This window comes from Enterococcus sp. DIV0876 (assembly GCF_050529585.1).
Taxonomy (GTDB): Bacteria; Bacillota; Bacilli; order Lactobacillales; family Enterococcaceae; genus Enterococcus_D.
Genome location: NZ_CP172882.1, coordinates 1,857,357 through 1,882,849 on the forward strand (window position 1 = coordinate 1,857,357; position 25,493 = coordinate 1,882,849).

General features: G+C 42.1%; 25 protein-coding genes. 6 read left to right on the top strand and 19 right to left on the bottom strand.

Features of this window, described 5'->3' with window-relative positions:
- Nucleotides 1-55: 55 nt before the first annotated feature.
- Nucleotides 56-1,489: a proline--tRNA ligase gene (proS, locus tag IGI41_RS08620; protein WP_430609355.1), complete on the top strand. Its 1,434-nt coding sequence runs from the start codon at nt 56-58 to the stop codon at nt 1,487-1,489.
- Between the two features lie 79 nt (nt 1,490-1,568).
- Here the strand turns inward: proS and IGI41_RS08625 are convergent, their stop codons facing one another.
- The 6 genes from IGI41_RS08625 to IGI41_RS08650 form a co-directional block, all read right to left on the bottom strand.
- Complete coding sequence (locus IGI41_RS08625) at nt 1,569-2,573, bottom strand: lipoate--protein ligase (protein ID WP_430609356.1); 1,005 nt, start codon at nt 2,571-2,573, stop codon at nt 1,569-1,571.
- A gap of 18 nt (nt 2,574-2,591) precedes the next feature.
- Nucleotides 2,592-3,329: an MBL fold metallo-hydrolase gene (locus IGI41_RS08630; protein ID WP_430609357.1), complete on the bottom strand. Its 738-nt coding sequence runs from the start codon at nt 3,327-3,329 to the stop codon at nt 2,592-2,594.
- Between the two features lie 127 nt (nt 3,330-3,456).
- Nucleotides 3,457-4,242 carry a DUF975 family protein gene (locus IGI41_RS08635; RefSeq protein ID WP_430609358.1) on the bottom strand — a complete coding sequence of 262 codons (786 nt, stop codon included), beginning with the start codon at nt 4,240-4,242 and terminating at the stop codon, nt 3,457-3,459.
- A gap of 9 nt (nt 4,243-4,251) precedes the next feature.
- Entirely contained in the window at nt 4,252-5,334 is a 1,083-nt protein-coding gene (locus IGI41_RS08640) for a M42 family metallopeptidase (protein ID WP_430609359.1), read from the bottom strand.
- Nucleotides 5,335-5,440: 106 nt separating this feature from the next.
- Entirely contained in the window at nt 5,441-7,486 is a 2,046-nt protein-coding gene (locus IGI41_RS08645) for an FtsX-like permease family protein (RefSeq protein ID WP_430609360.1), read from the bottom strand.
- A complete protein-coding gene (locus IGI41_RS08650; RefSeq protein ID WP_430609361.1) occupies nt 7,476-8,240 on the bottom strand; it encodes an ABC transporter ATP-binding protein in 765 nt (254 codons plus the stop codon). Before IGI41_RS08650 ends, IGI41_RS08645 begins: the two co-directional genes overlap by 11 nt.
- 284 nt (nt 8,241-8,524) lie before the next feature.
- Between IGI41_RS08650 and nrdD the strand changes: the two genes are divergently transcribed.
- Together nrdD and nrdG are read left to right on the top strand one after the other, a co-directional pair.
- A complete protein-coding gene (gene nrdD / locus IGI41_RS08655; protein ID WP_430609362.1) occupies nt 8,525-10,720 on the top strand; it encodes an anaerobic ribonucleoside-triphosphate reductase in 2,196 nt (731 codons plus the stop codon).
- An 87-nt stretch (nt 10,721-10,807) separates the two neighbouring features.
- On the top strand, nt 10,808-11,404 hold the full coding sequence (nrdG, locus tag IGI41_RS08660; RefSeq protein WP_430609363.1) for an anaerobic ribonucleoside-triphosphate reductase activating protein: 597 nt from the start codon (nt 10,808-10,810) through the stop codon (nt 11,402-11,404).
- Between the two features lie 76 nt (nt 11,405-11,480).
- Here the strand turns inward: nrdG and IGI41_RS08665 are convergent, their stop codons facing one another.
- The 13 genes from IGI41_RS08665 to dnaX form a co-directional block, all read right to left on the bottom strand.
- Nucleotides 11,481-12,137 carry a DNA alkylation repair protein gene (locus tag IGI41_RS08665; protein ID WP_430609364.1) on the bottom strand — a complete coding sequence of 219 codons (657 nt, stop codon included), beginning with the start codon at nt 12,135-12,137 and terminating at the stop codon, nt 11,481-11,483.
- A gap of 13 nt (nt 12,138-12,150) precedes the next feature.
- On the bottom strand, nt 12,151-13,278 hold the full coding sequence (gene dinB, locus IGI41_RS08670; protein WP_430609365.1) for a DNA polymerase IV: 1,128 nt from the start codon (nt 13,276-13,278) through the stop codon (nt 12,151-12,153).
- A 125-nt stretch (nt 13,279-13,403) separates the two neighbouring features.
- Entirely contained in the window at nt 13,404-13,745 is a 342-nt protein-coding gene (locus IGI41_RS08675) for a P-II family nitrogen regulator (RefSeq protein ID WP_430609366.1), read from the bottom strand.
- 16 nt (nt 13,746-13,761) lie between these two features.
- Nucleotides 13,762-14,979: an ammonium transporter gene (locus tag IGI41_RS08680; protein WP_430609367.1), complete on the bottom strand. Its 1,218-nt coding sequence runs from the start codon at nt 14,977-14,979 to the stop codon at nt 13,762-13,764.
- Nucleotides 14,980-15,227: 248 nt separating this feature from the next.
- Nucleotides 15,228-16,091 carry a 16S rRNA (cytidine(1402)-2'-O)-methyltransferase gene (gene rsmI, locus IGI41_RS08685; protein WP_430609368.1) on the bottom strand — a complete coding sequence of 288 codons (864 nt, stop codon included), beginning with the start codon at nt 16,089-16,091 and terminating at the stop codon, nt 15,228-15,230.
- A gap of 59 nt (nt 16,092-16,150) precedes the next feature.
- Nucleotides 16,151-16,498, bottom strand: a complete 348-nt coding sequence (locus tag IGI41_RS08690; RefSeq protein WP_430609369.1) for a DNA replication initiation control protein YabA — start codon at nt 16,496-16,498, stop codon at nt 16,151-16,153.
- Nucleotides 16,499-16,517: 19 nt separating this feature from the next.
- Nucleotides 16,518-17,318, bottom strand: a complete 801-nt coding sequence (locus tag IGI41_RS08695) for a PSP1 domain-containing protein (protein WP_430609370.1) — start codon at nt 17,316-17,318, stop codon at nt 16,518-16,520.
- A gap of 1 nt (nt 17,319) precedes the next feature.
- Nucleotides 17,320-18,279, bottom strand: coding sequence for a DNA polymerase III subunit delta' (gene holB, locus IGI41_RS08700; protein WP_430609371.1), 960 nt, complete (start codon nt 18,277-18,279; stop codon nt 17,320-17,322).
- A 13-nt stretch (nt 18,280-18,292) separates the two neighbouring features.
- Nucleotides 18,293-18,622: a cyclic-di-AMP receptor gene (locus tag IGI41_RS08705; RefSeq protein ID WP_430609372.1), complete on the bottom strand. Its 330-nt coding sequence runs from the start codon at nt 18,620-18,622 to the stop codon at nt 18,293-18,295.
- Nucleotides 18,623-18,654: 32 nt separating this feature from the next.
- Nucleotides 18,655-19,302 (bottom strand): dTMP kinase, encoded by a 648-nt coding sequence (tmk, locus tag IGI41_RS08710; RefSeq protein WP_430609373.1) that lies wholly within the window; start codon nt 19,300-19,302, stop codon nt 18,655-18,657.
- Nucleotides 19,303-19,322: 20 nt separating this feature from the next.
- Nucleotides 19,323-19,919 (bottom strand): recombination mediator RecR, encoded by a 597-nt coding sequence (gene recR / locus IGI41_RS08715; protein ID WP_312497990.1) that lies wholly within the window; start codon nt 19,917-19,919, stop codon nt 19,323-19,325.
- 15 nt (nt 19,920-19,934) lie between these two features.
- Entirely contained in the window at nt 19,935-20,249 is a 315-nt protein-coding gene (locus IGI41_RS08720; RefSeq protein WP_430609374.1) for a YbaB/EbfC family nucleoid-associated protein, read from the bottom strand.
- 16 nt (nt 20,250-20,265) lie between these two features.
- A complete protein-coding gene (dnaX, locus tag IGI41_RS08725) occupies nt 20,266-21,990 on the bottom strand; it encodes a DNA polymerase III subunit gamma/tau (RefSeq protein WP_430609375.1) in 1,725 nt (574 codons plus the stop codon).
- A 259-nt stretch (nt 21,991-22,249) separates the two neighbouring features.
- Here dnaX and IGI41_RS08730 point away from each other — a divergent pair, with 259 nt between their 5' ends.
- Genes IGI41_RS08730 through IGI41_RS08740 form a run of 3 tightly spaced genes read left to right on the top strand, consistent with a single transcriptional unit; the run spans nt 22,250 to nt 25,439 of the window.
- The gene (locus IGI41_RS08730; protein WP_430609376.1) at nt 22,250-23,491 is read left to right on the top strand and encodes an SPFH domain-containing protein; all 1,242 of its coding nucleotides are present in this window, start codon (nt 22,250-22,252) and stop codon (nt 23,489-23,491) included.
- 17 nt (nt 23,492-23,508) lie between these two features.
- Nucleotides 23,509-24,633 carry a TFIIB-type zinc ribbon-containing protein gene (locus IGI41_RS08735; protein ID WP_430609377.1) on the top strand — a complete coding sequence of 375 codons (1,125 nt, stop codon included), beginning with the start codon at nt 23,509-23,511 and terminating at the stop codon, nt 24,631-24,633.
- On the top strand, nt 24,630-25,439 hold the full coding sequence (locus tag IGI41_RS08740; protein WP_430609378.1) for a TPM domain-containing protein: 810 nt from the start codon (nt 24,630-24,632) through the stop codon (nt 25,437-25,439). The genes IGI41_RS08735 and IGI41_RS08740 overlap by 4 nt, the downstream gene beginning before the upstream one ends.
- Nucleotides 25,440-25,493 lie beyond the last annotated feature (54 nt).

Here is a 25,493-nt window from a genome sequence, read left to right on the forward strand (position 1 = left end):
CATTTCGTCCTTTTTTAGGACGGGATGCTTTTTTTATTTTTAAGGAGGAATATAAATGACACAAAAAAATGACTTTACAGAATGGTATATCCAGACGATCCAAAAAGCCGAATTGATGGCCTATTCTCCTGTAAAAGGTTCGATTATTTTTCGCCCAGACGGTTTTGAATTATGGGAACATATCCAAGAAGAATTCAATCAATTCTTAAAATCCGAAGGTATCCGCAACGCCTATTTCCCAATGCTGATCCCACAAAGCTTCTTTATGAAAGAAGCAGATCATATCGAAGGCTTTGCGCCAGAATTGCCTTGGGTGACTGAAGTCGGCAACGAAAAATTAGAAGAACCCCTTGCCCTACGTCCAACTTCTGAAACCATGATTGGTTCAGCTTTTTCAGATTGGATCAATTCTTATCGTGATCTTCCATACGAAATCAATCAGTGGGCCAATGTTTTCCGCTGGGAAAAGAAAACATTACCATTCTTACGAACCTCTGAGTTTCTTTGGCAAGAAGGCCACACAGCCCATGACGGAGAAGAAGATGCCCGCAAACGGACCATGCGTGTTCTAGACGAATATGCGCGTCTTTGCGAAGAGTTTTTGGCGATTCCAGTGTATCGCGGACAAAAAACACCTTCTGAACGTTTTGCTGGTGCCGTCGACACGTATTCGATCGAAGCCATGATGAAAGACGGCAAAGCTGTCCAAGCTGGTACAAGTCACTATATGGGCACAAAATTTGCGGAAGCTTTTGATATCACGTATCTGACGAAAGAAAATAAACACGTTCATGCCCATACTACCTCTTGGGGTGTTTCAACACGATTGCTTGGTGCTTTGATTATGACGCATGGTGATGAAAACGGCTTAGTCTTCCCACCAACGGTCGCACCTACACAAGTAGTTTTAATGCCCGTAGGACCATGGAAGAAAAATCCAGCTATTTTAGAAAAATTGTCTGCATTGCAAGCTGCATTCAAAACCAAAGGGATTCGTGTCCGCTTGGATGATTCTGACAATTCTCCAGGTTTCAAATTTAACGAATGGGAACTCAAAGGTGCTTGTCTACGTATCGAATGTGGACCAAGAGATCTTGAAAACGGTCAAGTAATGGTAAAAATTCGTGATTTGTCTGAGAAACAAGCTGTTGCGCTAGCTGAGATAGAAGCATTCGTCGATGAGGCATTAGCAGCAATGACACCACGTCTGTTGGCAGCAGCCAAAGAACGCAATCGTACCAACGAATATTTAGATATCGATACATTAGATGACTTGAAAGCCCATATCGATACTTGCCAAAAAGAAGACAAAGTTACAGGTTTTGTTTTGATTGGTTGGGATGGTACAGAAGAAACAGAAGCAAAAATCAAAGAAGAAACAGGCTTTACCACTCGGAACATTCCATTTGACGCGCCTGTTGAAAAAACCGTCGATATCGTTAGCGGAAAACCAGCGAAACATACAGTCTGGATCGCTCGCGCATACTAAAAATACCTAAAAAACAGCAGCGATTCATCCTTGTTAAAAGATGGATCGCTGCTGTTTCGTTTGATTGTCTATTTCCAAGTTAATATATCAAATCTAATAGCTCTTCTGGTGTAATATTTCCAAAATATTTTTTGACATCGATCGTTTGGATCGTCTCTTCAAGATCTTGCTTTGCATACCGGGTGCCGACAAGCGCTTGTTCAACATCTGCGATATCGCCAAGTCCAAAGAAATCGCCGAAAATTTTTGCTTCAGTGATACGCCCTTCTTGTACATTCAAGCGTATCTCGATCGAGCCGATTGGGAAACGGTGGCGCCGCTCGATATCAAACGCTGGCGACTTGCCATAATTCCAGTCCCAATTGCGGTAATACTTATCAGAGATTGCATTGATTTTGACCCAGTCTTGATCCGTCAATGTGATCGTCTTGACCTCATCGATCGATGATACACCAAATATCTTTAATAATATCTCATCACGAAAATCTTCTGTTGTCATGTCTTGCTTTTCTTTAGGCAAGAAAGGTTTGATATTGGTTACACGAGAACGAATCGATTTGATGCCTTTTGATTCGATCTTATCTTTGCGCACTTTCAAGGCGTTGACCACCTCATTGATATCGCTATCGAACATGATCGTTCCATGCGCAAACATGCGGCCGTTCGTTGCGTACATAGCATTACCGGAGAACTTCTGGTCATTGATCACCAAATCATTCCGCCCTTTTAATTGTGCGCCTTCTACGCCCATATCATGGAGTGCTTGGACGATTGGTTTGGTCAATTTTTCAAAATCTCTAAAAGAATTGCCATCGTCTGGCATGATAAAACTAAAGTTCAAGTTTCCAAAATCATGATAAACAGCCCCACCGCCACTAAACCGACGTACCACGTGGATATGATGTTCGTCCACATAGTCTTGATTGATTTCTTCGATCGTGTTTTGGTTACGGCCAATAATGATCGATGGTTCATTGATATAAAAAAGCAGGATTGGTTCATCGATTTTCATTTCTTGCAACAAAAATATTTCAATGGCTAAGTTGATTCTTGGATCATGTAGATCATTCGGTACAAACAGCATATTTAAACTCCCTCTCTATTAAATATCGAATATTTTTTGAACAGCAGCCAACTCCACTGGGATCCCATTTGCTGCTAAAGCTGCTTCTTCTTTTAATTGTTCCAAATCGCCATGTTGCGGTAAATGCGTCAACACCAATTTCTTTACCTGGGCGGCATGGGCAATCTCACCAGCTTCTTTTGAAGTAAAATGGGCTTTATGCCGCTCATTTCCTGCAAACAAATAAGTATCAGCCAAAAACAAATCAGCATCTTGCGCAAATTCAACAAAGGATTCAAGATAGCCCGAATCGCCTGTAAAGACAAATACTTTACCAGTATGTTTTTCGACAAAACGCATCGCATAGCAAGTGACTGGATGGATCGTTTTCATAAAGGTGATTGAAAAAGGGCCAAGATCTAATTGCTCCGACTGAAGATAATCATAGCCTTTTGTTACTTCTGGCATCGTCAAATCATCAAAGTGAACGCGGTCTGCCCCATGTCCATATATCGGTAATTCTGCTCGTTTTTCAGTTTTAGGGAAAAGTTGCCAATAATATTGCAAGACCCCAAGATCTGCAATATGGTCATGATGATAATGACTTAATATGACAGCATCCAATGACAAAGGATCGATTATTTTTTCCAATTGGACCAACGTCGTACTGCCTGCATCTAACAGTAAATGAAAGCCTTCTGATTCCAACAAATAACCGGTGGTTCCTTCCCCTTTATATGGATAAGCGCCTAAGCATCCTAGAACGGTTAATTTCATATCGCTTCCTCCTCCAAATCGCATATACATTGCCTAACTCTCAATGACTCTATGCTATCACAAACAAAACTTTTCAACAAAGAAAACAACAAGGCATATCAAGAAATCGATACGCCTTGTTGTTTGATTAGGCACTGGTCAAAGCATGCTCTTCTTTCAGCGCTTCATAAAAGGCGGCATTTACACCATAGGCATAAGCATTGGCCCATAAAACACCAACGACCAAAGCCAAAAGGCCTAATACGAACCAACCGATCAATGATAGCTGCAACCAAATATATTGCCATATCGATGGTTTCAACATCTGCCATGCTTTCTTCAATGATTGTCCAATACTTAAATCTGGATAATCATAGCGAAGATAGATCGCAATTTGAAAAATACCGCTGATCACTTGCGACAAGAATAGAAATACGATCACGGAGATCACGAGACTCACCACAAAAGCAATCGACTGATTCAACAACGTACGGTCTGCTGAAAATCCATGGTTGAAGGACAGAACCAATTCCAAATACTGGTTAAAGCCGCTCATCACAAATTGCGGCAAGAAAATCAAGAGACCCAAAAGGTAATTTACCAAAACATTCAATAGGTTTAAACTTAAAAAAGCCGGGTACAGACGTTTGTCAAAGACCAAAAAGATATTTGACACATTGATGCTGCCTCCTCGTACTAAATGAAGGGCCATCATACTTAACCCAAAAGTGAAAGCAAAAAAGATAAAGTTTTCCAAGACAAAATCGATCATTGTCTGTGTGCCTTCAATCCTAGAATATTGGCCAATCGTCCCAAAAATACTACTTAAAACAGATTGAATCGCTATAGTCGCGACAATACTTAAAACAAAAGTACCCCAATAACCGCGTAAAGCATTTTTTGCTGACTGACGTACCACATCGTTTGTTCTCATAGATCCTCCTTAATAACTGCGCAATTCTTTGACGGTTTTGTCATCCAACCGGCGCACAACTTCGCTGACTAATTTGACTGTATTCAAGTAGTCATCTTCATGAATGATCGACGTATGAGAATGTAAATAACGCACTGGAACTGTAATGGCGATCGATGGCACACCATCCCGAGTCAAATGCATTTGGCCGGCATCGGTACCGCCGCCGGTAATGACCGTATATTGGAATGGAATAGCTAATTCTTCTGCCACAGAAACCACAAAATTCAATAATTTTTTATGGGGAATCATCGACGCATCAAAGATCAAAACTTGAGGCCCCTTGCCAAGGACAGAATCAGCTTCTTTTGGTGTCATACCAGGTGTATCTCCGGCGGTACCTGTGTCTAATGCAATCGCAATATCAGGATTGACCAGATGCGTACTCGTTCGTGCACCCCGCAAACCAACTTCTTCCATTACATCACTGCCAGCAAAAAGGCAGTTAGGGTGGCCTTTAGCAGCCAATGTTTCTAGAACACGTAATGAAACCGCTGTACCGATTCGGTTATCCCAAGCTTTTGCCAATAAAAATTTACTGTCATTCATGCGTTTGTATTCGATATATGGCGTAACCATATCTCCAGGACGAATCCCCCACGCTTTGGCCTCAGTTTCACTGCTTGCACCAATATCAATGAACATGTCTTTGACATCATAAGGTTTATTTCTTGTTTCTGGACTCAATACATGGGGTGGCTTCGAACCAATCACGCCGTGGATCAATCGTCCTTCTTGGGTTTTGATTTCCACTTGTTGCGCCAACATGACTTGGCCCCACCAGCCGCCTAATGTTTGGAATTCGATAAAGCCTTTTTCGGTGATTTTTGTCACCATGAAACCAACCTCATCCATATGACCAGAAATAAAGATTTTCGGTCCGCCGCCATCACCCACATGTTTGGCAATGACACTGCCTAAACCATCGAAGAAGATATCTTCTGCAAATTCTTTGGCATAGTTCTTAAAGACCTCACGGACCTCTTCTTCATTACCAGGTACGCCGCGGGCGCTTGTTAAATCGATCAAAAGCTGTTCTTCTTTTTTGTCCATTTTTGTTATTGTCCTCCTTCGTTTGATTCTCTATGATTATACCATTGTCTTTATCGAGGCGTGTAGACAAATCAAAAAAGAGCGCTATTTTTCGCTCTTTTTTTGTTTATCGCTCGATGATGCGCAAACACAGTTTGACCGTAATCAAGTATGCCAGTAAATACACCACTATGGCTGCACCTGCAAACAGATATGCCACCCAATACCCCGGGCTATCGATGACTTGGGTCAACGTGTTGATGGCAAATATCGCATGAAGAATCGCCAGCAAAGTGCCTGGCATAAAGATCCATATATTTTGCCAATAAATCAGCTGACGAATTTCCTGTCGCGTATAACCTAATTTTGACAGCAGTTGATAGTTGCGTTTTTCTCTTTCCGCGTTAGAAAATTGACGGACGATCAAGCTGCTGGAAGTGGTGATCAAAACGATCACACCAACAAATAAAGAAACAAATAAAATGATTCCACCTTGTCGCCGCACACTGCGCATTGTTGTATAGCGATCCGCACTGTTCAAGCGATAGACAGTCACTTGATCTTCACTCTCGGTTTTATCTGTTGAGAAAACAACCTGAGTGCCTTTGCTTCCTTTGATGAAACGATAGGTGACCGGTTCTACCCATTCAGTTTGACTAGCATCACTGATTGCTTGTTGTGTTGCTTCTGATAGCCTGCCTTGGGTTTGAAGATAGGTCACAGCATACTCATGACCAGAAAGCTGTTTATAGGCTGCGTCGCTGACAATCAGTACATTCGGTAATGCATATCGCAATGAATCATCCCCTAAGTAATCAAGTTCTGTCTGAACCAATGTGAAGTTCATCTTATCAGCTACACGCACTTGGTCCCGATAGGTTCTAAAGGCTCTGGTAATGTCATAATTACTATCAAACAAGGCCGCCTCTTGACCTTCGATCTGTACTTCCGGTGATTCTCTCAACAACCGCCGCACCTGATCATATTGACTGATTGAAAGCACATTGACCATTACTTCTTCTTGATTATTATCAACAATCTCACCTAAATATCTCGTAGAAACCGCCATATTTGTCATCTTAAAAGTCACTGTTTGATCAGCAGCTAGGACAACTTGATTGTCTTTCAAAACAGCACGCAGCTGTTGTGCTTGTGCTTGTGCAACCTGATAGGATACCGGATACATCCGACTTGTCGCTTGATAATTGAAAGAGATCATCCCCATCGTTCCTCCAATCAAGGAGATGGCTATGGCTGTTACGATTGTCAAAAACGCATAACTCTTCCATGTGCGTTGCAAGTAGGCACGGACATTGTTGTAAGCAATTAATTTCACGCCTTTGATATTGCGCTTTTGGGGACGGCTCAGCCAATTCAATAAAGCCGGAAGTGTACAGTCAAAAAAGATATAAGTAGCTGTGACACAGCAAAGCAATATCAATAAAGGCACCCAAAGGATTGCCGAAAAATCTTGTGTATATGTAATATACGTCTGCCAAGTCTCTTTCAAAAATAAAGATAGGTAGTAACCTACCCCCAATAAAATCAATCCTAAAACACCCATTAAAACGCGAAAAGGCGTCATCTTCATTTTTTTTATTGGCAATCGATAGTCCGTTTTCAACGTTTCACTCATTGGTGTGCGCCAGACAAACAACAATACCTGCAAACTCAAGATGAACATGGCAACAAAAAAAACGCCTACCGTCGTCACGACCGAACGTGAAGAACTAAAAAAATGGCTGTCTAATGTCAATCCCATCGCACGAATCAAAATCATAGAGAAAAATTTTGAAAAAATGATTCCCATAAAAATCCCAACGATCAAGGAAACAAAATTCAACAAAAACGTTTCTCGCAGCAGCAACCACGCCAAGCGCCAACGACGCAGTCCCAGCAATTGATAGATACTGATTTCTTTTTGACGTTGGCTTAGAAAAAAATGATTGGCACTCAGCATAAAGAACAAGACCACAAAAGCCACTACACTACTGCCAAAGCCCAAAACGCCCTCGATGCGAATATCTTGCTGCACCCGCTGCGTGAGCAAACGGTCATTCATCATGGCACTAAAAGAATAAAAAATCATGACAGCTGTCATCATACAGATGAAATAGACACCATAATTGCGGCTTTGTCTCAAAAAACTGCGCCAGCCGATTTTAAACAACATGTCGCGGTCCGCCTCCGATCGTCGCCTGCATATCGATGATTTTCTCAAAAAACTCTTGTCGTGAACCTTTCTTTGTCACCTCTGCAAAGAACACACCATCTCGAATAAACAAAATGCGATTGCAATAACTCGCCGTAAAAGGATCATGGGTGACCATTAAAATCGTCGTTTTTTCTTGCTGATTGATTTGGTCTAAATAACGCAATAATTCTGTGGCCGCTTTTGAATCCAAAGAACCCGTAGGCTCATCTGCAAATAAAACAGCCGGTCGGCCAACAATCGCCCGCGCAGCAGCAATCCGCTGCTTCTGACCGACAGACAATTCTTCTGGGTAGCGATCCAATAGATGTTCGATCCCCAACAACGAGGCAATCTCAGAAATGCGCCGTTCTGTTTCTACAATTGGTAACCGATCGACCGCCAATGGCAGCAGAATATTGTCTTTAGCAGTCAATGTATCCAATAAATTAAAGTCTTGAAAAATAAAGCCAATTTCTTTTCTTCTAAAATCGCTTAATCGATTTTCGGACATCTTAGTAATATCTTTCCCATTGATATAGATTGAACCCAGGCTTGGGCGCAAAATCGAAGACAACAAGTTCATCAATGTCGTTTTCCCGGCACCGCTTGGTCCCATAATACCGATAAATTCCCCTTTATCAACGACAAAAGAAAGATTATCCAATACTTTCGTTTGATTGAATCGGGTGCCGTATGTTTTAGTCAAATGTTTGACATCGATCATGTTTTTCATAAAGACCTCCCTTTTTACATCATTTCTCCTCTATGGTAGCATACTTTATCATTGAAAACCGTTTACGCAAATAGACCCAAAAAAAAATTTTATAAATTTTTTATTCATCGTGTGAAACATGGAACAATCTAAACCTTGGCATTATCACTTTTAAAGCATTTTCTTTAAATGAATATGCACTATATATTGTGTATATCCAAGTTTAGACCCGATAGACCCCACTATATATAGTTGCTCAATCCTGAGTTTTGTTTTATCATATTGTAGAAGATAGGAGTGGTTCCATGATGGACATTAAGAGAAATCTTGAACAAGGATTGGCGAGACAGCCTCATTTAGCAAAGCTAAAAATTGTTAAACGCGATGGTAGACTTGTCGATTTTGATGATCAAAAAATCTATGATGCTTTAGTCAAAGCTCAAAGAAAAGTCAATGGTGAGTTATCCCCCATCGACCATGAAAATATCATGGAGATCGTCGAAAGCATTGATCAAGAAATAGCTGCTCGTTTCCAATCGAACGTCAAAATATACGAAATTCAAAATATTGTTGAACATATTTTGTTGGCGAAAAACGAATATGCTTTAGCCGAAGAATATATCAATTATCGTACCCGACGTGATTTTGAGCGCAGTAAGGCAACAGACATCAATTTTACGATCAATCAATTAATGAATAAAGATCAATCTGTGGTCAATGAAAATGCCAATAAAGATAGTAACGTATTCAATACACAGCGTGACTTGACTGCCGGTATCGTTGGAAAATCAATTGGTTTAAAAATGCTTCCGCCTCATGTAGCAAATGCGCACCAAAAAGGCGATATCCATTATCATGATTTAGATTATCATCCCTATACACCAATGACCAACTGTTGTCTGATCGACTTTAAAGGTATGTTGAATAAGGGGTTCAAAATCGGCAATGCTGAAGTCGAGTCCCCTAAATCGATCCAAACAGCAACAGCGCAGATTTCGCAAATCATCGCCAATGTCGCTTCTAGTCAATATGGTGGTTGTTCTGCTGATCGAACAGATGAATTGCTGGCGCCATTTGCTGAACTAAATTATCAAAAACATTTGCGAGATGCTGAGGAATGGATCGAATCACCTGATCGTCGCGAAGCTTATGCGAAAAGCAAAACCCGCAAAGATATTTTTGATGCGATGCAAAGTTTGGAATATGAAATCAACACCTTATTTACCTCGAATGGTCAAACACCTTTCACTTCGTTAGGCTTTGGTTTAGGGACTTCTTGGTTTGAACGAGAGATTCAACGCGCCATTTTGCAAATTCGCATCAATGGCTTAGGCAGCGAAAAAAGAACGGCTATTTTTCCAAAATTGATTTTCAGCGTGCGCCGTGGTGTCAATCTAGAACCAACTGATCCCAACTATGATATCAAAGAATTGGCCTTAGAGTGTGCCACCAAACGGATGTATCCTGATATATTGAACTATGACAAATTGATTGAGCTGACTGGCAGCTTCAAAGTGCCAATGGGTTGCCGCTCGTTCTTACAAGGCTGGAAGAACGAACAAGGGGAAGAAATCAATGTTGGCCGGATGAATTTAGGCGTTGTGACCTTGAACATCCCACGCATTGCTTTAGAAGCCAATGGCGACCAAGACAAATTTTGGGCTATTTTAGCTGATCGCTTAGAAATCGTCAAAGATGCGTTGGTTTATCGAGTGGAGCGAGTGAAAGAAGCCAGCCCCGCAAATGCGCCGATTTTATATATGTATGGTGCTTTCGGCGAACGTCTGGACCGCAAAGACAATGTCGATCAGCTCTTCAAAAACAAACGAGCAACTGTTTCATTGGGCTACATCGGACTATATGAAGCCGCAGCGGCCTTCTTTGGCGGCGAATGGGAACACGATCCAGAAGCCAAAGCTTTTACTTTAGCAATCGTGAAAGAGTTGAAAGCCCACGCGGATGCCTGGGGTGACGAATATGGGTATCACTTTAGTGTCTATTCAACACCAAGCGAAAGTTTGACTGATCGCTTCTGCCGTTTGGATACGCAAAAATTTGGTGAAATCGACAATATCACAGACAAAGAATACTATACAAATAGTTTTCACTATGATGTGCGTAAGAATCCAACACCATTTGAAAAATTAGATTTTGAGAAAGACTACCCACAATATTGCTCAGGCGGCTTCATTCATTACTGTGAATATCCAGTCTTACAGCAAAATCCAAAAGCCTTAGAAGCGGTTTGGGATTATTCTTATGACCGTGTCGCTTATCTAGGTACAAACACACCAATCGATCATTGTTATGCGTGTGGCTATGAAGGAGATTTCAATCCTACAGAACGTGGTTTTGAATGTCCCCAATGCGGCAACCACGATCCCAAAAGCTGTGATGTGGTCAAACGTACTTGTGGCTACCTAGGCAATCCCCAAGCCCGTCCAATGGTCAATGGTCGTCACAAAGAAATCTCTGCACGGGTCAAACACTTACAAGAATAATCCATAAAGAAACTAGAATGGCTACTAAGAAGAAAAACGTCTCTTGTTTTTCTTCTTTTCTTACAGCGTATAGAAAGAAGTTTGAAGATGAGAAATCCAAAACCTAAAGAATGGCAAGCACAAGACTATAGCCAAAATAGGATCGCTGATTATAAAGCGTATAATTTTGTCGATGGTGAAGGAATCAGAAATAGTTTATACGTCAGCGGGTGTCTCTTTGCTTGTGAAGGCTGTTTTAACAAAGCTGTCCAAAATTTCAACTATGGGATTCCATTCACGCAAGAATTAGAAGACCAAATCATTGAAGATCTCCGACCAGATTATGTACAAGGATTGACATTGCTCGGCGGCGAGCCTTTCTTGAATACACCCGTTTGTTTACAGGTCGTAGACCGCGTTCGTAAAGAATTCGGCAACAGCAAAGATATTTGGAGCTGGTCCGGCTATACTTATGAAGAATTGCTCGTAGACACAGCAGACAAGTTAGAACTGCTTAGCAAAATCGATATTTTGGTGGATGGCCGATTTGAATTAAGCAAACGTAATTTGAACTTGCAATTTCGCGGCAGCAGTAATCAAAGAATCATCGATGTTGCTGCTTCCAAAGCACAAGGTGAAGCTGTTATTTGGGCCAAATGCAAAGATGCCGAAGAAAGTTATGAGCAGATAAAGAAACAGATTTAAAAAATCCCACAAATACCCTAGACAAAGACAATGCAAAATTGTTTTTGTCTAGGGTATTTTGGTTATTTATCTTAAATCATTGATCCAAATACTTACTTGCTTCTCTGATACTTAAAGGTGCCATTTGTTCACTATAAACAGTTAAGAATCGCCGCACCCACTCGGGATCAGTCTTGGCATAATCTCGCAAGCTCCAACCGATGGCCTTATTGATAAAGAATGTCTTCGTACCAAAGTTGTTCACCAAAATCACCCGCAACAACTCTGTATCGGTCTGGTGTTTCAATAACAATTGGTGGATGATCGCTGAACGACGCAGCCAGATACTATCCGCTACACTCCAACGCAGCATCTCTCTTTTTAAAGTCGGATCTTGCAAGACCATTTTTGAAATGACTGTACCTAAAGCATCAACACTGTCCCACCATGCGTGCTGTAAAAGTAAAGCTTCGATTTTCGGCAGATCTTCCTTATTTAAAAAAGAAGCCATAGCTGCCAAATAGTCGATTGCCAAATAATGATGTTCTCGATATTCGCTCTGCCAACATACATCGATAAAAGCCCAATCAATCACGCCTCTTTTTTTGGCTTCAGCTAGGGCAGTTTTTGCGGTCTGCCGACGAATCGGCGTTCGAATGCCTAAAAATACGAATTGATTGCGCATATAAGCAGCCATCTTTTGACTTTGCACATCATCTTGTAAAGCAAACAGCGCCTGATATACTTCTTCCAACGATCAACACCCCTTATTCATCTTCTTCCGAATTCTGCCACAATGGCAATACGATATTCTCATAGGTCAACGGGTCCAAATTAGTGACTGTAATGCCCAACAAACGTATTCCATGTTCCAAACCCAAAACATCCTCCCAAATCAAACTTGCCTCTGAGAAGAGTTGTTCTTTCTTATGGACATACACTGGCAACGTCACGCGTTTGGTGATCGTCGAGTAATCCGTATAACGCACTTTCAGTACCACGGTTTTGCCATGTTTCTGGTTCCGTTTGAGGGATTCTGCGACTTCTTCTGCAATCGAGCGCAATTGGCTGACGACTTGTTCTTCAGTTGTCAACGGATTGCCATAGGTATGTTCTTTGCCGACAGATTTGCGTTCTCGCGTGACACTGACAGGTGAATCATGGATGCCGCGCACTTTTCGATAAAGAGAATACCCCATCTTGCCAAAGGCACGAATCAACGCCATCTCACTCATTTCATATAACTCCGCACCAGTCAATATACCCATTTCATGCATACGTGGTACAGTTTTTTTACCGATGCCATGAAATTTCTCAATAGGCAGCTGTTTCAAAAAGTCAACTGCATCTTCCGGCATCACCACCGTCATTCCCCTTGGTTTGTGGTAATCCGAGGACAATTTGGCCAAAAATTTGTTGTAACTGACCCCTGCTGAACAAGTCAAGTGGGTTTCTTGCCAAATATCTCTTTGGATCATGCGGGCAATTTTGATGGCTGAAGGACAGTCGATTTTATTTGTTGTCACATCTAGGTAGGCTTCATCGATTGATACTGGTTCGATGATATCAGTATACCGGTGAAAAATCGCTCTAATTTGTTGAGACACTTCACGGTATTTTTGATGATCCCCTGGTTTAAAAATGGCTTGGGGGCACAATTCAAAAGCTTTTTGGGCACTCATAGCCGAATGGATGCCATATTGCCGCGCCAAATAATTGGCTGTCGTCACTACACCGCGCCCGCCTGTATCGCTTGGATGACGTGCAATCACTAAGGGATGTTGGGCCAGTGTTGGATCATCTCTTTCTTCAACAGACGCAAAAAAGGCATCCATATCGATGTGAATGATTTTGCGGCTTGTATCATTATGTAAAGGGAATTGTAATTCAGACACACTTATCACCTCGTTACATCTATTATAAACGAACAGAAGTTCCCTTACAATAGTCTTGAATCCCCCAAAAAGAATCTCAGCCGCTTGCCAATACTCTTTTTGGGGGATAACGAGCAATCGTTGTCTTATAACGCTTGTGACCCACGTTCATTCGTCCGAATCCGCACAGCTTCTTCGACTGGATAAACAAAAATCTTGCCATCCCCGACTTCATCCGTGCAGCAAATCGAAATAATCAACGCGATAACAGGCTCAACATGCTGATCTTCTACCACGAAACACACCGTCACTTTTGGTAACAGTGTAGTAATCACCGCTTGTCCACGAATATACTCTTTCAAGCCCTTTTGTTTGCCATACCCTAAAACTTGATTCACGGTCATTCCGCTGGTAATATCTGAAAGAGCCAACGCAGCTTTCAGTTCTTCAATTTTTTCTTGCCGAATAATAGCTTCAACTTTTTTCATATCAGTTCCTCCAAAGTTAAGAATCTAAACCCATAAAGGTTGGATAGGCAGTTTCATCATGCTCAATGCGATCCATACCAACTGCTTCTTCTTGTTCAGAGACACGTATCGGCATAAATCGTTTGATGACATGAATCAGAATGAAGGATATGATTCCCGCAAATAAAATCGTAAAGACAATACTTTCAAGTTGAGCAATAAATAAATCTATGCTGCCATAGATCAATCCAGAACGCCCACCAACTGCTGGATCTGCGAAAACTCCCGTCATGATTCCACCAAAGATTCCCCCAACCCCATGACAGCCAAACGCATCCAAAGCATCATCTAATCCAAGACGATGTTTGATCACTGAGATAAAATAGTAACAAAATGGACTCACCAACGCGCCAATGATAAATGACGACCACAGGGAAACAAAACCAGCACCAGGCGTAATGGCAACTAAACCAACTACAGCGCCAGTACACGCACCTACGATAGTCGGTTTGCCTAACATCAGCTTCTCGATCAACATCCAAGATAGCATTGCACTGGCAGCTGCTGTATTCGTCGTCAGTAAAGCATGGATCGCCAAACCATCAGCAGCTAGTGCTGAACCTGCGTTGAAGCCAAACCAGCCAAACCATAATAAGCCAGCACCCAAGACAACAAATGGAATGTTATGGGGACGATATTCAGTTTGATGAAACTCACGGCGTTTTCCAACCGCAATAGCCAATACCAACCCACTGATACCGGAACTGATATGAACGACATTTCCCCCAGCAAAATCGATCGAACCAATGGCATCCAAGAAGCCCCCACCCCATACCATATGAGCCATTGGGAAATAAACCAGGACCAGCCAAAAACCAATAAATAGGAAAATCGCTGAAAATCGCATTCTTCCAACAACTGATCCAGTGATGATCGCGGTTGTGATCAGGGCGAACATCATCTGAAACCCAGCAAATAATCCTTCGGGTATTCCCTCCCCTTCGGACATGGATACATGATTGAAGAACACTTTGTCAAAATTACCGATAAAAGAGCCAGTTCCACTAAATGAAAGGGTATATCCTAGCGTCACCCACAATACTGAAGCCAATCCCATCGTACAAATGACCATCATCATGGTATTTAAGATGTTTTTTCTACGCTCCAGCCCACCATAAAAGAATGCCAATGCTGGTGTCATTAAAAATACCATACTGCTGCAAATCAAAATAAATGCTATATTTCCTGTATCCATCTGAAACGCCTCCTTATCTATCTGAGTGCTATCCTATCATCTAAAAATAGCTGAGGCTAGTACTTTTCATTAATTCACAAAATTTTCTGAAAACTTATTACGATTGATGTGAGAAAAAGTCACATCAAAAGGATGCTTTCTGCAAAAGAAAAACTGCCCCTAAAGGACAGTTTATCGGCTATCTGCTTTTTCACGAATCAGTTCCATTTCTTCTGCTTATCTTGCTCATACACCATTTGTCAATGGATTTAGCTATCGGATTCAATTGCATGATAAAGATTATACACGACTTGTTTCTTTACTTGATTTCGTTTTGCCACTTCTTTAATGGCCTCTTTCGAAGAAACACCCTCAGCTATCAGCAACTCTACTTGTTCGACATAACTGCCTTCGTAATGCACTTGCTCCGGCTCACCCGCACCTTCAACTAGCAGACAGCACTCACCTTTTAAGGTATGCGCTGCAAGATAGTCCGAAAGCTCAGACAACGTGCCTCGCAGGTATTCTTCATGAATTTTGGTCAGCTCTCGACAAATCACTGCATGTCGTTCACCAAAAACTTCGCCGATGACAGCAACGGTATTGCCGATACGATAGGGTGACTCGTAGAAAATCATCGTACTTTGCTGTGTTGCCAATTTAGTCAACTCAGCAACCTGATCTTTTTTCTTTCGGGGCAAGAACCCATAAAATAAATTTGGTTGTGGTGAAAGCCCAGAAGCAATCAAAGCAGTCAATCCCGCTGTCGGGCCAGGTAATGCAATCACATCAATCCCTTCAGCAATACAAGCTTTGACCAATTCATGGCCAGGATCGCTAATGGACGGCATACCAGCATCACTACACTGGGCGATTACTTGCCCTGATTGTAATAAGGCCACCAATTGCGGCACTCTTTCTTTATAATTATGTTCATGCAAACTTTTTTGGGGCGTCGTGATGTCAAAATGATTCAACAACTTCTGGGTATTACGGGTATCCTCACTTGCAATCAAGTCCGCTTCTCCCAAAATCTTGACACAACGTACCGTCATATCCTCTAGATTACCAATTGGCGTAGGCACCAAATAAAGTTTCCCAACATCATGTTTGTAACTTTGTTGTTTCTGCATGGTTGCTCCTCTCCAAAAAAAGACCAGCTTTACCTGATCTTTTTCTTTGTGCCATATGTTTATTTGCCGCTTTCGCGATAAATCACTTCAAGGCAAAAAGCACATGGTTCGTCATGCTCTCTTCTGGACCCATATAGGTCATAACAGACATGGAACCCTTCCTCATAAATTTTCTCTAAGTTCATCCTAGACTTAGACAACTCTTGTTTGGCGGTTTCGGCAGGCGCATCTGCCACAAGATTCAGCTCGCGAATGTGTTCTCGGAGACGTTGATTTTCCAATTCCAACGTGGTATTTTTTTCAACGATTTCTTGCAGTGATTGTTTCATTTCCGCCAGATTGTTCAAGGAGTTTTGCAACTCCGATTCTAATTGATTCAGTCCATCGTATAGCGATCGTTTATCCATGCTCATTATAGTCACCTGCTTATTTTGTCACTAATTCTTCATAGCCATATTCAACAGCAGTCTGTCGGTCATGCAAGCGCACTTTGACAACACGGCTCAATAAATCTAAACCAACGACACGCCCTTTCCCATCAGGGGTCACAACTTCTTTTCCTCGATCGGGCATGGCTTTTTTTGCTCGTTCATATTCTTCATTCTCGTATTTCAAACAACACATCAAACGCCCGCACAGACCAGAAATCTTGGTTGGGTTCAAAGACAACCCTTGATCTTTCGCCATCTTGATCGAAACAGGTATAAAATCTCCCAAAAAAGTGGCACAACAAAGTTTGCGGCCGCAGGGACCGATGCCTCCCAGAATCTTTGCTTCATCTCGTACACCAATCTGTTTTAACTCGATCCGTGTATGAAAGGTATTAGCCAAATCCTTGACCAACTCTCGAAAATCGATCCGGCCTTCCGCGGTAAACGAAAAAATCAGCTTGTTTCGTTCCAATGTATAGGAGGCGTTGATCAGTTTCATCGGTAAGCGGTGGTCACGGACTTTGGCTTTTGCTGCTTGCAGCGCACGTGCAGCATCTTGTGCATTGCTTGCTTCTTTGTCCAAGTCTTGACTGTTGGCGCGGCGAATGATCGACTTCACATCATGAGGTAAATCTTGTGGATCCAACTGTTGAACTGCGGTTACTACAGTACCGATACACCGTATATCTTGTGACTCTACGATTACTTTTTCATTCAAAGTATAGGTTTCTTTTCGGGGCGCATAATAAAATATTTGGCCGACCTCTTCGAAACGTATCCCAATCACTTCAATCATCTTAGGCCCTCTTTTCCGGCTGTCGCGAATCTCCATAGATGATTTTCACACAAAATTGCTCTGCAACACCTTGAAAAGCAACATTGGCCTGCAATTTTTTTTGGGCCTGCAACGCGGCTTCAATGGCCTGATTGATTTCTTTCCCCCAAGAACCTTGCGCAAGCAGTCGATCTCTTTCTTCTTGCAGGTAAAATAACAAGAGTGAAAAAATCTCTATTTGCTGGCTTTTTTCTTTTGCTTGACTCAGCAATCTTTTTTGTACAAATATAAAAGCTTGCGGGTCTCTTTTCAAAAGGTAATCCACCCAGCGTACAACAGCATCCTTAGTTTCATTAAACCATTCATTCTGAGAGATTTCAACTGCTTTATGATAACTATTTGTCAGATAACTAAGAAGACGGCTGGTTTCATTTGAAAGCCCTTCAGCTTGCAATTTTTTTTGCAGTGCTGCTTTTGAAATTGGCGAAAAATGAATCACTTGGCAACGGGATTGGATCGTTGGCAAAATTCTGCCGAGACTTTCCGTTTCAAGAATTGCCAGAAAATTACCTACTGGTTCCTCAAGAAATTTTAGTAAGCTATTGGCTGCACTTGCATTCATTTTTTCGGCTTGTGATAAGATGAAAATCTTGATACTGCTCTCAAAACCGCTTTTAGTAAATTCTTCTTGCAGTTGTCGAATTTGATCCACTTTGATCGTTTGTCCCTCTGGTTCGATCTGGATCACGTCAGGATGCTCCCCTCGACTGATCCGTTGACAATTATTACACGTGTTACAAGGGTCATCCTCTTGCAGCTGGGTACAAAACAAACGTTTCGCGAGCCAAATACTTGTTTCATGTTTCCCAGTCCCTTTATCCCCTTCAAAAAGATAAGCATGAGCGATCCGCCCATGCTTGATACTTTTCTTTAGTTGGGCAAATACTTGCGGTTGATTTTCTTGCAGAAATTGTGCCTCCATGAAAAGCTCCTTCTTAATATTGATGGAATCCATCAACAGGTAAAACAAACACAGTCGCGCCGCCAACTTCAACTTCCACAGGATAAGGCACTTGACCATCTAAGGAAATATCTAACGACATTGGTGTCGACACATATTGCTTACGAGATTGACAGGTCTTTTTGATCAATTCTAACGCCTCTTGAACACGTTCATCTTCCAAACCGATAATAAACGTACTATTTCCCGCTTTCAAAAAACCACCAGTAGAAGATAACTTCGTTGCCCGAATATTGGCATCGATAAATTCATTTGCCAAACGATTGCTGTCCTTGTCTTGTACAATTGCCATAATTAATTTCATGGGATCATCTCCTTCATAAGTTCAATCATCTATTATAAAGATTTAAAAAAGGCCGGATACGCTTCAACGATTGCCGAATAGCTTGATTCAACAACGTCTTGTAACCCCATTCTAGCATCAATCTTATGAATCCGTACAGGATTTTCTTCTGCTAACTTCAAATAGGCGTGACGTACCCGTTGATGAAATTCCAATCCTTCTGAATCTAAGCGGTCATATTGATGGGCACGATTTTTTTGGATCCGATGTAAGCCCGTATCTGAATCGACATCCAAATACAAGGTAAAATCAGGGGTGGTTCCTTCCGTCGCAAATTCATTGATATTGGCGATTTCCGGCATCCCAATCCGGCGTCCAGCGCCTTGATAAGCCAATGAACTATCGACAAAGCGATCACAAATCACGATTTTACCATCATTCAATGCTGGAAGGACAACTTCAATCAAGTGTTGCCGTCTCGCTGCTGCATAAAGCAAAGCTTCCGTCCGTTCATCCATCTCCTCATTTTTGGGGTCTAAAATAATGTTACGAATTTTTTCGGCGATTCTGACACCACCAGGTTCTCGTGTTTTAACGATTTTTCTTGTTGCTTCTAATTGTAAACGAGGATATAACTCTTCTAGGACACTGGTTTTTCCAGCGCCATCTGGTCCTTCGATGGTAATGAACAATCCATTCACCTTGTTTGCCTCCAATATATTTATAGTTCTCGACGTCCTTCGACGGCTTTGAGCAATGTTACTTCATCCGCATACTCGATATCGCTGCCCACAGATAAGCCATGGGCTAAGCGGGTCACTTTGATCCCTGCTGGCTTGATCAGCCGTGAAAGGTACATTGCCGTCGCTTCACCTTCAGTTGTCGCATTGGTCGCGATGATCACTTCTTTGACTTGGTCATCATGCAAGCGCTGAATCAAAGAAGAAATGTTGATATCTTCAGGTCCAGTGCCTTCCATAGGGGACAAAACACCATGCAAGACATGATACAACCCATGATACTCCCGTACTTTTTCAAGAGCCATGACATCTTTTGGTTCTTCAACCACCAAAATAGTCCCCTTATCTCTTGTTGGATCGCCACATATCTCGCAAGGATCTTCTTCCGTGATATTGCCGCAAATACTGCAAAAATGCAGGTCACGTTTGACACTGATCAAAGATTTAGCAAACTCATTGACAACTTCATCTTTCATATCAATGGTATAAAAAGCCAAACGAGTGGCAGTTTTTTGGCCGATTCCTGGCAGTTTCATATAACTGTCAATCAATCGTGCAATCGGATCTGGATATTGCACGCTACATTTCTCCTTTTATAGACCCGGAATTCCTTTGGTATATTTGCCCATTGTTTGTTCCGTTTCTTTTTCGATTTTTGCTAGCCCATCATTGATTGCTAAGATAACCATATCTTGCAGCATCTCTAGATCATCAGTATCCACGATTGCTTCATCGATAGCCAAATCTTTCAATCTTTTATTTCCTGTGAACGTTGCTTTCACATATCCATTGGTTGATTCACCAAAGAATTCTTTTTGGTTCAACGCTTCTTGTTCTTTGACCATTTCTTTTTGCATTTTTTGCATCTGTTTCATCATGCCTTGCATATTGCCCATGCCTCGCATCATATCGATTCACTCCTATTTAGTTTTCTTCAATACTTGTTAACTCACCAAACATCGCTTGTGCTTGGGTTACTACAATATCATCTGCAGGATCTGTTTTTGCTTGCACAACTTCCCCTGCTTCTTCTTCTAGCTCTGTTTCTTCCGTCACTTGACCGCCAGCTAAAAACTCTCTGCGCAGCAAAGGCCAACTTTCTTTGGTGATAAACACGGCTTGCGGTGCATAATCTTTGACCATTCTAGAAATCTGATTGTGGATCAGCAGCTGAAAGTCTTGGTCATTGCTGGCCCGTTGACAGAGAATCTCATAGTCAAAAGCAATCACGACCCCCGTTTCGCTGGCAGCTTTGGCTTCGCTGGCATGCAACATCGCGCGTTGTGTCACGGATAAAGACATCAGCAAATCATCCCAAATATTGCGAATATTGGCCAAATCTTTTTTGGTAGCCCCTTTTAAGACTTGGAAAACCCGTTCCTTCGGCAAGCGAAAAGAACTCGTCGTCTTGCTTTTTTTATTGGTTGTCGCAGGTTCCATTGATGCCGCTGGTCGATTGTCTTGCAAACGTTGGATCTCTGCTTGTAATTTTTGGACAGCGATCTGCAGCTGCTGAACTTCTTGGCTAGTATCTGACGATACAGCCCCTGACGCACCAACTGTTTGTTCCGAATCATTGGCTAACTTCACCATCGCCACTTCCAAATAAATCGTTGGGTTATTGGTGAATCGAACTTCGTTTTGTGTATCATTCAAAACAGAGATCCAGTGATAGATTTTGGGAGCATCAGTGTGTTGTGCCAATGCCTTGAATCCTTCCGTCAGTTGCGTCGATTTGTCAGCAACCAATTGTGGTGCTTGTTGGTACATCAAGAGATCTCGACAGTAAACCAGCAGATTTTCTAACAAACGGCGGGCTTCTTTCCCAGATGCCAGCAATTCTCGCAAAATATTCAAAGCCTCAGCCACTTCTTTATCTAAACATGCTTGCATCAAGCGATCCATCATATCAAAAGACAAACTGCCCGTCACTTCCAACGCATCTTGCATCGTCACAGTGCCATCACTAAAGGCAATGGCTTGATCTGTGATACTCAAGGCATCCCGCATTCCCCCTTCTGCGGCTCTGGCAATCACTTGCAGCGCTTCTGGTTCGTAGGCGATCTCACTGGAATCAAGAACTTTCTCCAAATGAGAAACGATGTCTAGCGTATTGATTCGTTTAAAATCAAATCGCTGTGTCCGCGAAATGATCGTAGCTGGGATTTTATGCGGTTCAGTTGTCGCTAGGATAAAGACAACATTCTTTCTTGGTTCCTCCAAGGTTTTCAATAACGCATTAAAGGCTCCCGTCGATAGCATATGGACTTCATCAATAATATAAATTTTGTATTCAGCTTGTGTTGGTGCATAATTGGCGCGATCACGGATAAACCGAATTTCTTCAACACCATTGTTGCTGGCCGCATCGATCTCGATCACATCTTCTTGGGTACCAGCAGTAATAGAGCGACACATTTCGCATGCATTACATGGTTCCCCGTTGACCTGATTCGGACAGTTGATCGCTTTGGCAAAAATTTTCGCGGCACTCGTTTTACCGGTTCCTCGAGGACCCGTAAACAAATAAGCATGGGAAATTTGCTTTTGATCGATGGCATTTTTTAAAGTTTGGGTAATCGCCTTTTGTCCAACGACATCATCAAATCGTTGAGAACGCCAAACGCGGTACAGTGCTTGATAAGCCATAATTTTCCTCACTCATTTCAAAATTCGCTACATTCTATTATACGTAATATTTGCAGAAAAAACTACCTTTTCAAAGGCGCAATTGCAAAAGATAACTAAATTTAATGTACAGCAGAAATCCTTCATGTCAGTTCACATGATATGCGATGAAATCAAACAATCTACAGCTTTGGTCTGATGACGTGATTCTCGCCCCCTATGGTATAATGAACATACATTCATCTATTCAAGATGATGACAATTCAAAGGAGGACTGAAAATGGGTATTATCAAAGCGGCAACAAGCACGATCGGCGGCGGTTTAGCAGATCAGTGGCTAGAGGTTATCGAACCTGACAATATGGGTGACACGACAGTAATGACTAAAGGTGTGAAAGTTCGACGCAATGACAAACGCGGTTCCAATAAAAAAGGCACAGATGATGTGATCACTGACGGTTCCGTGATCCACGTCTATCCAAATATGATGATGTTGCTAGTAGATGGCGGCAAAATCATCGATTACACTGCCGAGGAAGGCTACTATACAGTCAAAAATAATTTGGCACCTTCGATGTTCAATGGATCACTGAAAGATGCAATTTCCGAAACCTTCGATCGTTTCAAATTTGGCGGCGTTACACCGCAAAAACAACAAGTATTTTATATCAACTTGCAAGAAATCAAAGGTATTCGCTTTGGCACTTCATCGCCGTTGAATTACTTCGATAATTTTTACAACGCCGAATTATTTTTAAGAGCCCACGGGAATTATTCCTTACGGATCACTGACCCAATCTTGTTTTACACCAATGCGATTCCTAAAAACAAAACCCAAGTTGATATCAATGACATCAATGAGCAGTACTTGGCAGAATTTTTGACAGCGCTGCAAACAGCAATCAACAAGATGTCGGCAGATGGCGAACGCATTTCTTATGTACCATCAAAAAGCATGGAATTAAGCAAATACATGGGGAATGTTTTAGATGAGAGCTGGCGCGAATTGCGCGGCATGGAGATTGTTTCAGTAGCTGTCGCAAGTATCTCTTATACGGATGATTCTGTGAAACTAATCAACATGCGTAACCAAGGGGCGATGCTTGGCGACCCTTCTGTCCGTGAAGGATACGTCCAAGGCTCGATCGCTCGAGGTATGGAATCAGCCGGCAGCAACGCAGCAGGTGCAACAACCGGCTTTGTAGGTATGGGCATGGGCATGAATGCCAATGGCAGCTATTTGAACCAAGCAGCGCAAAATAACCAGCAACAGATTCAGCAAAATCAAGAACAACAAAAACAGCAAGCCCAAAACAACGGTGAGCAATGGGATTGTCCACAATGCGGCACAACCAACACCGGTAAGTTCTGCAGCAACTGCGGCACTGAAAAACCAACCAGTGGCGGTCCTAGCTTAAAAATGAAATGTGCAGACTGCGGTGAAATCATCGATTTAGCCAATGGTATTCCTAAATTCTGTCCAAACTGCGGCAAACCATTTAAAGGTGTTCCCATCGATTGAACAAAGGAGGAACTCTAATGGACGTTATCACACATAAGTGCCCCAATTGCGGGGGCGCTTTGACTTTTGATCCAGGAGATCAAAAATTTCACTGCCCTTTTTGTTTAAGTATCTTCAGCGAAGATGAAGTGACAGCTTTTGAAGAAAAACAAAAAGAAGCCAAAATGGCTGATCAAGACACTATAGGAACGCAAACAATCACAGAAGATACAGAGCCGCAATTGAAAGAAGATTTACAACAACAAGCTGATGAAGCAGCTGCGCAAATGGATCTTTTTCTCTGTCCAAGTTGTGGCGCAGAGATCGTGACCGATGCAACGACAGCAGCTACCTACTGCTATTTCTGCCACAATCCAGTGGTCTTGTCTGGCCGTTTATCAGGTGAGTTTTTGCCGAACAAAGTTTTGCCTTTTGCGGTTGAAAAAGAAGAAGCTACTGAAAAGTTTCTGGCGTGGGCCAAAAAGAAATGGTTTGTGCCGCGAGATTTCTTTGATCAATCTCAAGTTGAAAAATTGACCGGTGTCTACTTTCCTTATTGGTCCGTCGATGCCGAAATGGACGGACAACTTTCTGGTACTGGCACTTCATTGCGCATTTGGCGTGTAGGTGATATAGAATACACGGAGCACAAGCAATTTGCCGTCACGAGACAAGGGAAGATCCGCATCAAAGAACTGATCAAAAATGCGTTGTCCAAAAACGTTCAGAAAAAAATGGTCACAGGCGTCCAACCTTTCCCGCTTGAAAAAGCGGTTGATTTTCGCAGTCAATATTTGGCCGGTTTCCAAGCAGAAAAACGCGACATCGAATATCAAACGTTGGCTGATGAAGTCAAACAAGAACTTTCAGGCTATGCAGAAAATCTGTTGAGTGATACGGTAAATGGCTATACCAGCTTTAATCGGACGCAACGATCAATCGATATCACACAGCAAAACAACAACTATGTATTATTGCCAGTTTGGCTGGTGACGTATCGGGCCGATGACCCGAACAAGAGCGCCTTTTATTATGCGATGAATGGACAAACTGGTAAAGTGAGCGGTGTCTTGCCCATCAGTTATCAACGTTTAGGCCTCCTCAGCGGCGGTATCTTTGCAGCAATTGCCATTATCGGCATGATCGTGGGGTATTTCATATGAAAAAAATATCCTTGATTTTCTTTATCGCTCTCGGTTTTTTCTTTACGACAGCACCAGCATTGGCAGCTGAGGACACTGTATCAGATAACGCTAATTTGTTTACAGAAGAAGAAATCCAGCAACTAAGCCAAGAAGCAGATACGCTAAACGAAACCATCAAAGGCGAAGTCTTTATTGAGACAACCAATAGCCCAACTGATGATATTGAATACTATACCGATCGTTATTTGGCTGATCGGGTCGGCAATGACAATAATGGTTCTGCATTAGTGATCAACATGAATATCCGTGAATTCCATGTGTCTACCTCAGGGAATATGATCGATTACCTCACAGATGCACGTTTGGATGATATGCTTGATGCGATGTATGATGCAGCGAGTGAAGGCAATTACTTTCAAGTGGCAAAGATTTATTTGCAGCAATCCGCTCATTTTGTCGAGTCAGGTGTGCCTGGCGGTCATTATCGTGTCGATCGAGATACTGGTAAGATCACCTATTACAAAGTCTTGACCCCTCTAGAGATTGGCATTAGTTTGGTTGTAGCTGCGATTGCAGCGATTGCCTTTTTCGTGATCGTAAAATCACGCTATCAATTGAAGATGGGTGGCTATAAATATCCTTATCGTGAAAAATCAGCGATCAAATTGACGCAGAAGGAAGATCGGTTGGTCAATTCATTCGTCACCACCCGCAGAATTCCGCGCCCACCAAAGAACTCTGGCGGTGGCGGTTTCGGTGGCGGCGGCAGCACAACACATTCTTCTGGCGGCGGCACATTCGGCGGTGGCGGCAGAAGTTTCTAATACCAAAAAAAGAATTCCGTATTGGAATTCTTTTTTTATTTGACACTTTCATTT

Excerpts from the sequence above, each read along its gene's own strand:
- IGI41_RS08680 (WP_430609367.1), bottom strand. The coding sequence starts at position 14,979 with ATGGATACAGGAAATATAGCATTTATTTTGATTTGCAGCAGTATGGTA.
- IGI41_RS08690 (WP_430609369.1), bottom strand. The coding sequence starts at position 16,498 with ATGGATAAACGATCGCTATACGATGGACTGAATCAATTAGAATCGGAG.
- IGI41_RS08705 (WP_430609372.1), bottom strand. The coding sequence starts at position 18,622 with ATGAAATTAATTATGGCAATTGTACAAGACAAGGACAGCAATCGTTTG.
- IGI41_RS08640 (WP_430609359.1), bottom strand. The coding sequence starts at position 5,334 with ATGGACAAAAAAGAAGAACAGCTTTTGATCGATTTAACAAGCGCCCGC.
- IGI41_RS08675 (WP_430609366.1), bottom strand. The coding sequence starts at position 13,745 with ATGAAAAAAGTTGAAGCTATTATTCGGCAAGAAAAAATTGAAGAACTG.
- IGI41_RS08735 (WP_430609377.1), top strand. The coding sequence starts at position 23,509 with ATGGACGTTATCACACATAAGTGCCCCAATTGCGGGGGCGCTTTGACT.
- IGI41_RS08635 (WP_430609358.1), bottom strand. The coding sequence starts at position 4,242 with ATGAGAACAAACGATGTGGTACGTCAGTCAGCAAAAAATGCTTTACGC.
- IGI41_RS08695 (WP_430609370.1), bottom strand. The coding sequence starts at position 17,318 with ATGATTGAAGTGATTGGGATACGTTTCGAAGAGGTCGGCCAAATATTT.
- IGI41_RS08650 (WP_430609361.1), bottom strand. The coding sequence starts at position 8,240 with ATGAAAAACATGATCGATGTCAAACATTTGACTAAAACATACGGCACC.
- dnaX (WP_430609375.1), bottom strand. The coding sequence starts at position 21,990 with ATGGCTTATCAAGCACTGTACCGCGTTTGGCGTTCTCAACGATTTGAT.
- IGI41_RS08645 (WP_430609360.1), bottom strand. The coding sequence starts at position 7,486 with ATGTTGTTTAAAATCGGCTGGCGCAGTTTTTTGAGACAAAGCCGCAAT.
- IGI41_RS08740 (WP_430609378.1), top strand. The coding sequence starts at position 24,630 with ATGAAAAAAATATCCTTGATTTTCTTTATCGCTCTCGGTTTTTTCTTT.
- nrdD (WP_430609362.1), top strand. The coding sequence starts at position 8,525 with ATGATGGACATTAAGAGAAATCTTGAACAAGGATTGGCGAGACAGCCT.
- IGI41_RS08720 (WP_430609374.1), bottom strand. The coding sequence starts at position 20,249 with ATGATGCGAGGCATGGGCAATATGCAAGGCATGATGAAACAGATGCAA.
- rsmI (WP_430609368.1), bottom strand. The coding sequence starts at position 16,091 with ATGCAGAAACAACAAAGTTACAAACATGATGTTGGGAAACTTTATTTG.
- IGI41_RS08625 (WP_430609356.1), bottom strand. The coding sequence starts at position 2,573 with ATGCTGTTTGTACCGAATGATCTACATGATCCAAGAATCAACTTAGCC.
- nrdG (WP_430609363.1), top strand. The coding sequence starts at position 10,808 with ATGAGAAATCCAAAACCTAAAGAATGGCAAGCACAAGACTATAGCCAA.
- IGI41_RS08630 (WP_430609357.1), bottom strand. The coding sequence starts at position 3,329 with ATGAAATTAACCGTTCTAGGATGCTTAGGCGCTTATCCATATAAAGGG.
- holB (WP_430609371.1), bottom strand. The coding sequence starts at position 18,279 with ATGGAGGCACAATTTCTGCAAGAAAATCAACCGCAAGTATTTGCCCAA.
- proS (WP_430609355.1), top strand. The coding sequence starts at position 56 with ATGACACAAAAAAATGACTTTACAGAATGGTATATCCAGACGATCCAA.
- IGI41_RS08730 (WP_430609376.1), top strand. The coding sequence starts at position 22,250 with ATGGGTATTATCAAAGCGGCAACAAGCACGATCGGCGGCGGTTTAGCA.